This is a genomic window from Streptomyces sp. R21, from assembly GCF_041051975.1.
Classification (GTDB): domain Bacteria; phylum Actinomycetota; class Actinomycetes; order Streptomycetales; family Streptomycetaceae; genus Streptomyces.
Genome location: NZ_CP163435.1, coordinates 8,133,128 through 8,144,738, shown reverse-complemented (window position 1 = coordinate 8,144,738; position 11,611 = coordinate 8,133,128). Strand labels below are relative to the sequence as shown.

10 protein-coding genes are annotated in these 11,611 nt (G+C 71.0%); 3 read left to right on the top strand and 7 right to left on the bottom strand.

What is annotated here, in order from left to right; genetic code table 11:
• Positions 1 to 172: 172 nt before the first annotated feature.
• The gene (locus AB5J56_RS36260) at positions 173 to 1,084 is read right to left on the bottom strand and encodes a LysR family transcriptional regulator (protein WP_369239212.1); all 912 of its coding nucleotides are present in this window, start codon (positions 1,082 to 1,084) and stop codon (positions 173 to 175) included.
• Between the two features lie 125 nt (positions 1,085 to 1,209).
• On the opposite strand from AB5J56_RS36260, the gene AB5J56_RS36255 reads away from it, so the two are divergent.
• On the top strand, positions 1,210 to 2,343 hold the full coding sequence (locus AB5J56_RS36255; RefSeq protein ID WP_369239210.1) for a TDT family transporter: 1,134 nt from the start codon (positions 1,210 to 1,212) through the stop codon (positions 2,341 to 2,343).
• Here the strand turns inward: AB5J56_RS36255 and AB5J56_RS36250 are convergent.
• The 4 genes from AB5J56_RS36250 to AB5J56_RS36235 form a co-directional block, all read right to left on the bottom strand.
• Positions 2,309 to 3,028 carry a helical backbone metal receptor gene (locus tag AB5J56_RS36250; protein ID WP_369239208.1) on the bottom strand — a complete coding sequence of 240 codons (720 nt, stop codon included), beginning with the start codon at positions 3,026 to 3,028 and terminating at the stop codon, positions 2,309 to 2,311. The genes AB5J56_RS36255 and AB5J56_RS36250 overlap by 35 nt on opposite strands.
• A 27-nt stretch (positions 3,029 to 3,055) precedes the next feature.
• Entirely contained in the window at positions 3,056 to 3,646 is a 591-nt protein-coding gene (locus AB5J56_RS36245; protein ID WP_369239206.1) for a helix-turn-helix domain-containing protein, read from the bottom strand.
• 332 nt (positions 3,647 to 3,978) lie between these two features.
• On the bottom strand, positions 3,979 to 6,588 hold the full coding sequence (locus tag AB5J56_RS36240; protein WP_369239204.1) for an ABC transporter permease/substrate binding protein: 2,610 nt from the start codon (positions 6,586 to 6,588) through the stop codon (positions 3,979 to 3,981).
• A complete protein-coding gene (locus tag AB5J56_RS36235; RefSeq protein ID WP_369239202.1) occupies positions 6,581 to 7,669 on the bottom strand; it encodes a glycine betaine/L-proline ABC transporter ATP-binding protein in 1,089 nt (362 codons plus the stop codon). Before AB5J56_RS36235 ends, AB5J56_RS36240 begins: the two co-directional genes overlap by 8 nt.
• Before the next feature lie 172 nt (positions 7,670 to 7,841).
• On the opposite strand from AB5J56_RS36235, the gene AB5J56_RS36230 reads away from it, so the two are divergent.
• Positions 7,842 to 8,771, top strand: coding sequence for a 5'-3' exonuclease H3TH domain-containing protein (locus AB5J56_RS36230; protein ID WP_369242998.1), 930 nt, complete (start codon positions 7,842 to 7,844; stop codon positions 8,769 to 8,771).
• Positions 8,772 to 8,833: 62 nt separating this feature from the next.
• Complete coding sequence (locus AB5J56_RS36225; RefSeq protein WP_369239200.1) at positions 8,834 to 9,679, top strand: siderophore-interacting protein; 846 nt, start codon at positions 8,834 to 8,836, stop codon at positions 9,677 to 9,679.
• Between the two features lie 70 nt (positions 9,680 to 9,749).
• Here the strand turns inward: AB5J56_RS36225 and AB5J56_RS36220 are convergent, their stop codons facing one another.
• Complete coding sequence (locus AB5J56_RS36220; protein WP_369239198.1) at positions 9,750 to 10,526, bottom strand: ABC transporter permease; 777 nt, start codon at positions 10,524 to 10,526, stop codon at positions 9,750 to 9,752.
• Positions 10,523 to 11,551, bottom strand: coding sequence for an ATP-binding cassette domain-containing protein (locus AB5J56_RS36215; protein ID WP_369239196.1), 1,029 nt, complete (start codon positions 11,549 to 11,551; stop codon positions 10,523 to 10,525). The genes AB5J56_RS36220 and AB5J56_RS36215 overlap by 4 nt, the downstream gene beginning before the upstream one ends.
• Between the last annotated feature and the right edge of the window lie 60 nt (positions 11,552 to 11,611).

Sequence of the window (11,611 nt, the reverse complement as noted above, 5' to 3'; positions counted from 1 at the left end):
ACGCACCCGCAGTCGCCCTACGGCGGAAGGGGCCGTGCCGGTACGTCTCTGCCCGTCGCGTAGCAGACCGCCCGCCAAGTCCCGCCGTGTATCAACCCCGGGCAGTACGCCCACGCGGCGACGGGCAAGACGTACCGGCACGGCCCCGACCCACCCACCGGCACCGGCGACGCTACCCGCGCGTCAGGCTCAGCAAGTCCCGCGCCGGCCCCGTAGGCCGATGCCCGGTGGGCCAGACCGCGCGGAGGGCTCGGCGGAGGTGGGTGTCGGAGACGGGGATGCTGACCAGCCGGTGGGCGGAGAGTTCCTCGCCGAGGGCCAGTTCGCTCAGGACGGCGGGACCCGCCCCACTCGCCGCGGAGGCCTTGACCGCAGTGGTCGAGGACAGCTCGATGAGCGGGCGCGCCAGACCACCCAGCGCCGCCTCCAACACCTGGCGCGTACCCGACCCCTCCTCCCGAAGGATCAGCGGCGTAGCCGCCAACTCCGCCGCCGCCAGCGGCTTGCGGCGGCGCGCCCAAGGATGCCCCGGCGCCGTCACCACGATCAGCCGGTCGTGCGCGACGACCGCCGAGTCCAGCCCCGCCGGCACGGACAGCCCCTCCACGAACCCGAGATCCGCCTCCCCCGCGAGCAACCGCTCGGCAACGGCGGCCGAGTTGCCCGCGAGGAGCGACACCGCCGTGTCGGGCCGCTGCGCGCGCAGCGCGATCAGCCACCCCGGCAGCAGATACTCCGCGATCGTCATGCTGGCAGCGACCCGCAACCGCGAGTCCCGCCGATCCCGCAACGCCTGCGCCCCCACGTCGAACGCCTCGGCGGCCTCCACGACCCGCCGGGCCCAGTCCGTGACCAGCACCCCGGCGTCCGTGAGCTGCGAGCCACGCGGCGACCGGTCGACGAGCGCGACACCGAGCTGCCGCTCCATCGAGCGGATCCGGCTGCTGGCCGCCGGTTGAGTGATCCCCGTTTCCCGCGCAGCCCGCCCCAGGCTCCCCAGCCGCGCCACCGCGAGCAAGAGCTCCAGCGCACCCAGATCCGGCACCCGGTGCGCAAGCCCACCCGCCTCCTCGGCCCTACTCACGAACAACAGCCCCACAATCGTTCTCGCCCGCAGCCCCACACTCAGCCCAGCCCATAAAGCCAGCTTATGCCCCCATAGCGCCATGCTCCCTGGTGGGCAGCCCGCCCCGCCAGCACGGTGGAGTCATGGTCACCGCAGCCCAGCCCCTCCCCGTCGCCGTCACCCGCCTCCGGCACCCCGGGCGCCCGCGCGCCGCCGCCGTCCGGCACCTCGGCCCGAACTGGTACGCCTCGGTGATGGGCACCGCGATCGTGGCCTCGGCGGGCGCGGGACTCCCCGGCGACGTACCGGGCCTGCGGACGGCCTGCACCGCAGTCTGGGCGTTGTCCCTGGCGATGCTCGTCACCCTCCTCGTCGCCCGGACGCTGCACTGGATCCACCACCGCGACCAGGCCCGCGCCCACCTCCTCGACCCGGCGATGGCCCCCTTCTACGGCTGCCTCGCGATGGCCCTGCTGGCCGTCGGCGGAGGCGCGCTGACCGTGGGCCGGGACTGGATCGGCACCCCCGCGGCGGTCGCGACCGACACCGTGCTGTTCGGCGCCGGCACGGCCGTCGGACTCGTCGCCGCGGTGGCCGTCCCGTACCTGATGGTCGTCCGGCACCGCATCGAGCCCGGCCAGGCGACCCCCGTATGGCTGCTGCCCCTCGTGGCCCCGATGGTCTCCGCCGCCCTCGGCCCCCTTCTCGTCCCGCACCTCCCGGCCGGACAGGCCCGGGAGACCCTGCTGCTCGCCTGCTTCGCGATGTTCGGCATCAGCCTCATCGCCGTCCTCGTGGTCCTGCCGGTGATCGTCGCCCGGCTCATCACCGGGGGCCCGCTCCCCCTCGCGCTCACCCCGACCCTGTTCCTGGTCCTCGGCCCGCTCGGCCAGTCCGCGACCGCGGCCGGCAAGTTCGCGGACGTCGCCCCCGGTGTCGTACCGGCGCCGTACGACGGCGGTTTCGGCGTCTTCGCCGTCCTGTACGGCGTCCCGGTCATGGGCTTCGCCCTGCTCTGGCTGGCGCTGGCCGCGGCCATGGTGCTGCGGGCCCGCCGCCGGGGCATGGGCTTCGCGATGACGTGGTGGGCGTTCACGTTCCCGGTGGGGACGGGCGTGACCGGCGCGGAGGGGCTGGCCCGGCACACGGGACTCGCGGCCTTCGACGGGCTGGCGGTCGGGCTGTACGTCCTGCTGGTGGCCGCCTGGTCGGTCGCTGCGGTCCGCACGGCCCGCGGTCTGGTCAGCGGCGAGCTGCTCGCAGCGCCGCGCCGATGACCCGTGGGGCCTCGCCCAACGAGGGCCCGTACCAGGTGAGATGACGTCCGTCGACGAGCGCGCAGGGCACGCCCTCGAACGCCTCGGGTCCGTCGTCGGCGGTGAAACGGTACGGCTCGTCGGGCAGGACGACGAGGTCCGGGGCCGCGGCGCGCAGCTCCTCGACCGGGATCTTCGGATAGCGGTCCGCGTGCCGCGCGTACACGTTGTCCACGCCCAGCCGGGCCAGCACGTCACCGGCGAAGGTGTCGTGGCCGAGAACCATCCAGGGCCGCCGCCAGATCGGCACGACGGCGGTCGTACGGCGGTCGGGAACCGGCAGCGCCGCCCACGCCTCCTCCGCCTCGTCCAGCCATCGCGGCCGGGCGCCCGCCCCGCAGGCGTACAGCACGCGTTCCAGCTCCCGGAAGGCCTCCGGCACGTCGCGCACCTCGGTGACGAGCACCTCGATCCCGGCCGCGCACAGGGCCGCGAGGTCGGGGGCGCGGTTCTCCTCCTCGTTGGCGACGACCAGGTCGGGGGCGAGCCGGAGAATCCCGTCGATCCCGGGGTTCTTGGTGCCCCCGACGCGTACGACGTCGAGGTCCGCCGGACGGCTGCACCAGTCGGTCGCACCGACCAGGGCACCGGGCAGCGTCACGGCCACGGCCTCCGTCAGCGAGGGCACGAGCGAGACCACGCGCACCGCGGCACCGTACGCGCCCTGCAAAGGTCAGCGCCTGCCGAACGCGGCGTGCTGGTCCTCGACCGCGTCGATGTGGTCGGCGACCTCGACCACGACGACCCGCGTGTCCGGCACGGTCGCCCGCCAGCGGTGGCGCACTCCGCCGGTCAGGTACATCGTGTCGCCGCGGCCCAGCCGGTGGGCGCGGCCCTCCGCCTCGACCTCGACGCCGCCGTCGGCGACGTACATCAACTTGTCGTTGCGGTGCTGGAGTTCGCGGCCCTCTTCGTGCTCGCCCGTGAACTCCGTGGCGTGCAGCTGGTGATGACCGCGCACCAGCGGGCGCACCCGGGCCTCGGGGGCGGGGGGCGTCAACTCCGAGGTGTCGGCGCGCACGACGTCGACGCTGCACGCCGGGTCGGCCGCGGCGAGCAGTTCGACGGCGGTGGTGCCGAGCGCGTCGGCGACTCTCTCCAGGGAGCGCCGGCTCGGCCGGGCCCGCTCGTTCTCCACCTGGCTCAGGAAGGGGACCGACAGGCCGCTGCGCTCGGCCACGACGGCGAGGGTCAGGTCGAGTGCCCGGCGCCGCCGCCGGACGGCCGCGCCCACCCGAAGTGGCTGTTCTTTGTGGTCGCCCATCGCTCCGGCTCCCTCCTCCGTGTAGTCGGTCCACTGCCTCGGACGAGGCCGACGGGGCCTCGAACGAGCACTCCGGTGAGTACTTCGGACGAGTACTCCGCATGAGTTGTCTGCACCCTACGCATGTTCGGCAAACCGTTTCATGCACCCGTCACATCGCCGTCACATCGAAGGAGCGCGAGGGTCACCATTCTCGCCACAGGGAGTGTTGGCCGGATCACGCCGTGAGGCGGGGGGACGCAGCGAGGGGCGGGATGCGCCACCGCGCGCATCCCGCCCCTCGAACGACCGCCGCCGTACTACGGCGATCTCACTGCCGTGCTGTCGCCGCCCTACTGCGGAGTCATCCGCTCCACCATGTCAGGGTGCTCCTTCAGCCACGCGGCGACGGCGTCCTCCTCGTGCCCCTGGCCGCGCTGCTTGATCTCGCTCTCCAGGCTGCCGAGCTCGGACTCGCTCATCCTGAAGTTCTTGATCCACTTAGTGAGCTGCGGGTACCGCCCGGGGAACGCCTTGTTGGAGATGGTGCGGATGGTGTTGCCCTCGCCGAACAGCTTCTTGTCGTCCGCGAGCTTGGTCAGCTTGTACTCGCTGTAGGCCCAGTGCGGGGACCACAGGACCACGGCGACCGGCTTCTTCTTGGCGTACGCGCGCTTCAGCTCGGCCAGCATCGCGGGCGTTGAACCGTCAACGACCTTGTACTCCTTATCGAGGCCGTAGCCGGGCAGCACCTTCTTCTTGAGGAGGTTCATCTCGCCGGTGCCCGGCTCGATGCCGATGATCCGCCCGTCGAAGGTGTCCGCCTTGCCCTTGAGGTCCTCGAGGGACTTGACGTCCTTGACGTACGACGGGACCGCGATCTCCAGCGAGGTTGGCCGGTACCAGGTGCCCAGGTCTCGTAGATCGTTCTTGTTCTTGTCCCAGTAGTTCTGCTGGGCGTACGGCAGCCAGGCGTCGAAGTTGAGATCGAGGTCGCCGCTGGCGAGGCCGGTGTAGACCGGGCCGACGTCCATCTGCTTCAGGTTCAGCGTGTAGCCGCGGCGGGCCAGGACGTTCTTCCACAGGTAGGTGACGGCGACGTCCTCGTCCCAGGGGAACCAGGCGACGTCGAGGGGGCGCTTCGCCTCGGCTGCGGCGCCGGCGCTCTTGACCGGGGCCAGCTTGTCGAGGAGGCCCGGGTTCTTCTTCAGCCAGGTGCGCACGGCGTCCTGCTGATTGCCCTTGCCGGCCTTGTTGATCTCCGCCTCGAGGCCGGTGAGCTGCGGCTCGGTCATCTTGAAGTTCTTCAGCCACCCGCCGACGACCGGGTTGTCCTGGGCGAAGCCCTTGCGGGAGAGGGTGTGCACGCCGTCGCCCTTGCCCCAGGCGCCCTTCGGGTCCTTGAGCTTCTTCAGCTTGTAGTCGCTGTACGCCCAGTGCGGCGACCAGAGCGTGACGACGATGGGCTGCTTCTTGGCGTACGCGCGCTTCAGCTCGGCCAGCATCGCGGGCGTGGAGCTGTCGACGACCTTGTACTCCTTGTCGAGCCCGTACTCCCCCAGCACCTTGCTCTTGAGCATGGCCATCATTCCGGCGCTGGACTCGATGCCGGTGACCTTCCCGCCGAACTTCGACGCCTGGCCCTTGAGGTCCGCCAGGGAGTCGATGCCCTTCATGTACGCGGGAACGGTCAGCTCCAGGGACGTCGGGGCGTACCAGGAGCCCAGGTCGTCCAGCTGCTCGCCGTACTTCTTCCAGTACTGCGCGTGGGTGGTCGGCAGCCAGGAGTCCGTCTGGAAGTCGATGTCGCCCGAGGCGAGCGAGGTGTAGAGCGGGCCCGCCTCGAACTGCTTGGTGTCGACCTCGAAGCCGCGCTCCTGAAGGATCTCCTTCCACAGGAAGGTGGAGGCGATCCCCTCGTCCCACGGGATGTAGCCGATGGTGACCTTCTTGCCCTGGCCGACGTTCTCGGCGTCGGTGGCGGTGGCCGTGGAGGTCGTACCGCCGAAGATCCCCATGCCGCCTGCGACCAGGGCGAGGACGACCACGCCGACGACGGCCACGGCGGGCCGGGGCCGGTAGGACCAGATCTTCAGGCCCTGGGCGGCGCGCAGCTTGGCGAGGGAGCGACGGCCGAGCGGGGAGACCTGGGTGCCCAGGGCGTTGGTCATGCGGTCGAGGTAGATCGCCAGGATGACGATGGCGACACCGGCCTCGGAGCCGAGGCCGACGTTGACCTGGCCGATGGCCTCGTTGACGGCGCCGCCCAGGCCGTCGGTGCCGACCATGCCCGCGATGGCGGCCATGGACAGGCTCAGCATGATGACCTGGTTGACGCCGGCCATGACCGTGGGCAGCGCCAGCGGCAGCTGGATGCGCAGCAGTGTGTCGCGGGGCGTGGTGCCGAACGCGTCGGCGGCCTCGACCAGTTCCTTGTCGACCTGGCGGATGCCCAGCTCGGTCATGCGCACGCCGGGGGCGATCGCGAAGATCAGGGTGGCGACGATGCCCGCGGGGGCGCCGGTGCCGAAGAACAGGATCGCCGGGATGAGGTAGATCATCGCGGGCAGCGTCTGCATGAAGTCGAGGACCGGGCGGACGATGCCGCTGACCCGGTCGGAGCGCGCCGCCCAGATGCCCACGGGCACGGAGACGACGAGCGCGATGAGCGTCGCCACGAGGACGAGCGACAGGGTCATCATCGCGTCCTCCCACAGATCGAGGGAGTCGATGAAGGCGAATCCCACGAAGGTGAGGACACCGGCGGAGGTGCCGCGCAACCAGAACGCGATGACGGCGAAGATGCCGGTCAGCAGGAGGGGTTCCGGGGCCTGGAGGACGGTGTCGATGCCGTCGTAGGTGCCCTGGAAGACGGTCTTCATGAAGTCGAAGAGCCACGACATGTGGGTCAGCAGCCAGTCGACCGCGTCGTTGACCCAGTCGCCGAAGGAGATCCTAGGCATCGGCCTTCACCACCTTGGCGGACGTGCCGCGCGGGTTGTCGCAGGGGGCGGGCTCGCCCTGCTGATCGCCGAGGAAGCCGACCAGGCGCTGCCGGGGGACCCGGCCGACCAGCCTGCGTTCCGCGTCGAGCACGGCGACCGGGTGGGTCAGCCGGGCGCTGATCGCGCACAGCTCCACGAAGGAGGTCTCGGGCGTCGCGGTCTCGCAGGCGCACGCCACCTCGTCGCCCTGGACGGCGGTGTCCATCACGGCTCCCGCGGTCAGCACGCGGGAGCGGTCCACGTCCTGGGTGAAGGAGGCGACGTAGTCGTTGGCGGGGCGGACGAGGATGTCCTCGGCGGTGCCGGTCTGGACGATGCGGCCGTCGCGCATGACGGCGATCCGGTCGCCCAGGCGCATGGCCTCGTTGAGGTCGTGGGTGATGAAGACGATGGTCTTCTTCAGCTTGCGCTGGAGTTCGATCAGCTGGTCCTGCATGTCGCGGCGGATCAGCGGGTCGAGCGCGCTGAACGACTCGTCCATCAGCAGCAGGTCGGCGTCGGTGGCGAGCGCGCGGGCGAGGCCCACGCGCTGCTGCATGCCGCCGGACAGCTCGTCGGGCCAGGACTTCTCCCAGCCGGCGAGCCCGGCGAGTTCCAGGGCGTGGGCGGCGCGCTTGTTGCGCTCGGCGCGGGGCACGCCCTGCACGCCCAGGCCGTAGGCGGCGTTCTCCAGGACGCTGCGGTGCGGGAAGAGCGCGAAGTGCTGGAAGACCATGCTGATCTTCTTCGAGCGGACCTCGCGCAGTGCGCGTGCGCTGAGCGCGGTGAGGTCCTGGCCGTCGAAGCGCACATGCCCGGCGGTCGGCTCCAGAAGCCCGTTGAGCATGCGCAGCAGCGTGGACTTACCGGATCCGGACAGGCCCATGACGACGAAGATCTCGCCCGGTTCGACGGTGAAGGACGCGTCGATCACCGCTGCGGTGGTTCCGTCGGCGCGCAGTTCCTCGCGGTCGGCTCCGGCGCTCAGCCGCTCCACCGCCTCGTCCGTCCGTCTCCCGAACACCTTGTACAGATGCTCTGCCTCAAGCCTGGATGACACGTGTACCTCTCGTCCGGACAGTTGAAAGCGCAACTGCCTTCGCTCAGAGGGCGCGCCTGCCCCCGCTTATGCGAAGCAAACACAGGAGTGGCCCAGGTCACTGCCGGTGCCGGGCCGCCCCGGGCTCCGGGGCACGGCCGGTTCCGGGCCGCTGTCGGTGCCGTACGGCATGATGCGAAGGGTGACCAGACGCCTGATGCTGCTCGACACCGCCTCCCTCTACTTCCGTGCCTACTTCGGGGTTCCCGAATCGGTGAGGGCCCCGGACGGCACGCCCGTCAACGCCGTGCGCGGGCTGCTCGAATTCATCGACCGCCTGGTCAAGGACCACCGTCCGGACGACCTGGTGGCCTGCATGGACGCGGACTGGCGCCCGCAGTGGCGGGTCGACCTGATCCCTTCCTACAAGGCGCACCGGGTGGCCGAGGAGCGCGAACTCGGCCCGGACGAGGAGGAGGTGCCGGACACCCTGTCGCCGCAGGTGCCGGTGATCGAGGCGGTGCTCGACGCACTCGGCATCGCGCGCGTGGGCGTTCCGGAGTACGAGGCGGACGACGTGATCGGCACGTTCACCGGCCGCGCCACCGGTCCGGTCGACATCGTCACCGGCGACCGCGACCTCTACCAACTGGTGGACGACAAGCGGGAGATCCGCGTCCTGTACCCCCTCAAGGGCGTGGGCACCCTCCAGCTCACCGACGAGGCGTGGCTGCGCGAGAAGTATGGGGTCGACGGATCGGGGTACGCGGATCTGGCACTGCTGCGGGGCGACCCGAGCGACGGACTGCCGGGCGTGCCCGGGATCGGCGAGAAGACGGCGGCCAAGCTGCTCGCCGAGTTCGGCGACCTGGCGGGGATCATGGCCGCGGTCGACGACCCGAAGGCGAAGTTGACACCGTCGCAGCGAAAGCGCCTCGACGAATCGCGTCCCTACGTGGCGGTGGCGCCCACGGTCGTCAAGGTCGCCGGTGACGTTCCGCTGCCGGACGTCGACACGGCGCTGCCGCACGCACCGCGCGATCCGGCCGCACTGGACGAACTCGCGGCCCGCTGGGGCCTGGGCGGATCATTGCAGAGGTTGCTTTCGACGCTTCATGTGTGAGGTGTTGACCGAGGGAAGGTGCTAGCTTAGGTAAGCCTAAGCAAGTGAACTGGGAGGCCGACATGGCAGAGCGTCCGGCACGCAGGACCCCGAGGCCGCACTCCGCGCGCGTCGTCCGCACCGAGCGGCTGACGCCCCACATGCAGCGTGTGGTGCTGGGCGGCGAGGGTCTGGCCGAGTTCACCGCGGGCACCTGCACCGACCATTACGTGAAGCTGCTCTTCGGCCCGGAGGGCGTCAGTTACCCCGAGCCCTTCGACATGCAGCGCATCCGCGAGGAGTTCCCGCGCGAGCAGTGGCCGGTGACCCGGACGTACACCGTGCGCGCCTGGAACCCCGAACACCGCGAGCTGACGCTCGACTTCGTGGTGCACGGCGACGAGGGCCTCGCCGGCCCCTGGGCCGTGCGCGTCCAGCCGGGCGAGATCGTACGGTTCATGGGCCCGGGCGGCGCGTACGCGCCGGACGGGGCCGCCGACTGGCATCTGTTCGCCGGTGACGAGAGCGCGCTGCCCGCGATCGCCACCGCCCTGGAGTCGCTGGCGGACGGCGCCGTGGCCCGCGCCTTCATCGAGGTCTCCGGACCCGAGGAGGAGCAGAAGATCGACTCCGACGTGGAGGTCGTCTGGCTGCACCGCGGGGAGCGTCCCCTCGGTCAGGCGCTCGTCGAGGCCGTCCGTGCTCTGGAGTTCCCCGAGGGGCGCGTGCACGCGTTCGTGCACGGCGAGGCGGCCTTCGTGAAGGAGCTGCGCAAGCTGCTCCGGGTCGAGCGCGCCATCGCGCGCGAGGACCTGTCGATCTCCGGCTACTGGCGCCTCGGCCACAACGAGGACGGCTGGCAGGCATCGAAGCGGGAGTGGAACGCGCAGGTCGAGGCGGAGCAGGAGAAGACCTCGCCGACCGCCTGAAGCCCTGCTCCGCTGCGGCGGTCACGCCGAGCGCGACCGCCGCAGGGCTCAGGACTCGGGCCAGGCCGCCTTACACCGACCGCTGATACGAGCGGAACGTCCGGATCGACAGCCACACCGCCGCGATCGCGAGCACGAGAAGACCGCCGCCGCGGCTCAGTACGTCACCCCAGTCGGGGTTCTCCGCCAGGGCCGAACGGCCCGCCACCATCGCCCAGTCGAGCGGGTTGAAGTCGGCGACATGCCTTATCCAGCCCGGCATCTGTGACGGCGCCATGAAGGCGGTCGACAGGAACGTCAGGGGCAGCAGCAGGAACGTGTTGATGCCGATGATCGACTCCCGCTCCCGGACCAGCATGCCCAGCGCGTTGGACAGCGCCCCGAAGACGGTCCCGAGCAGCACCGAGGCGACGACCAGCACGACGACGCCGCCGATGCCGCCCGGGTAGTCGGCGCCGCCCAGCAGGCCGAGCAGCACGATGAGGACCGACTGGAGCGCGGTGACCAGCCCGTTGTTGACGACGTTGCCGTTCATCAGGGCGGCCCGGCTGACCGGGGTGGTCAGGAACCGGTTGAGCGTGCCGCGCTGGATCTCGTCGAGCGTGGTCATGCCCGCCCACATGTTGGAGCTGAGCGCGCTCATCACGACCACGCCCGGAACGAGGTAGTCCAGGTACGAGGTGGTGCCGAAGCCGCCGAGTTCCACGACCTTCTTGAACAGGCTCCCGAACAGGAACAGCCAGACCACCGGCTGGATCAGCGTGATCAGCAGAACGGCGGGCTGCCGCACGAACACCATGAGTTGACGCTGCGTCATGTACCAGGTCTGCGAGACGGCGGTGCTCATCGCGCACCTCCGGCGAGGGCGAGGGGTTCGGCGGCGCCGGCTTCGGCCTCCGCCTCGGAGTAACGGCGGCCCGCGTAGCGCAGGTATACGTCGTCGAGCGAGGGGCGGGCGACGGTGGCGGCGGCGACCCCGACCCCGGCGCGTTCAAGTGCCGCCAGCAGGGCGGGCATCGCGGCCGCCCCGTCGTCGGCGCGGACACTGATACGGCGGGCCTGCGCCGAGTCGAACACCACCTCGCGCACGCCGGGCAGGCTGACAAGGGCGCCGTCCAGCAGCGTACGACCGGCTTCGCCGACCGCCTCCCGCAGCTCCAAGTGGACGGCGTCGCCGCGCAGTTCGCCCTTCAGCTCGTCCGGTGTGCCCGCGACGACGACTCGGCCGCGGTCGACGATGGCGATGCGCTCGGCCAGCCGGTCGGCCTCTTCGAGGTAGTGCGTGGTGAGCAGGATGGTCAGGCCCTCGTCACCGGCGAGGCGGGCGATCTCGTCCCACATCGCGGTGCGCGCCTCGGGATCGAGTCCGGTGGTCGGCTCGTCGAGGAAGAGGACCTCGGGACGGTGGACGAGGCCGAGGGCGACGTCGAGGCGCCGCCGCATACCGCCGGAGTAGCCCTTGACCTGGCGGTCCGCGGCCTCGGTGAGCCGGAAGCGGTGCAGCAGCTCGTCCACCCTGCGGCGCAGACCGGCGCCCTTCAAGCCGTAGAGCCTGCCCTGGAGCTGGAGGTTCTCGCGGCCCGTGGCGACCGGGTCGGCGCCCGAGCTCTGGGCGACCACGCCGATCGCGCGGCGCACCCGGTCGGGGTGGCGCAGCACGTCGTGGCCCGCGACGGTGGCGGTGCCCGAGTCGGGGCGGGCCAGGGTGGTGAGGATCTTGACGGTGGTGGACTTGCCGGCGCCGTTGGGGCCGAGCAGCCCGAAGACGGTGCCCGGTTCGACGGTGACGTCCATGCCGCTGAGCGCGGTGACGTCGCCGGGATAGGTCTTGATGAGTTGCCGCGCCTGCACGGCGGGCGCACTGCTGGTCATGACGATTGCTCTCCTGGGTGAGCGGGATCTCGCATGGCTGGCGAGCTGATCCGCCTGAAG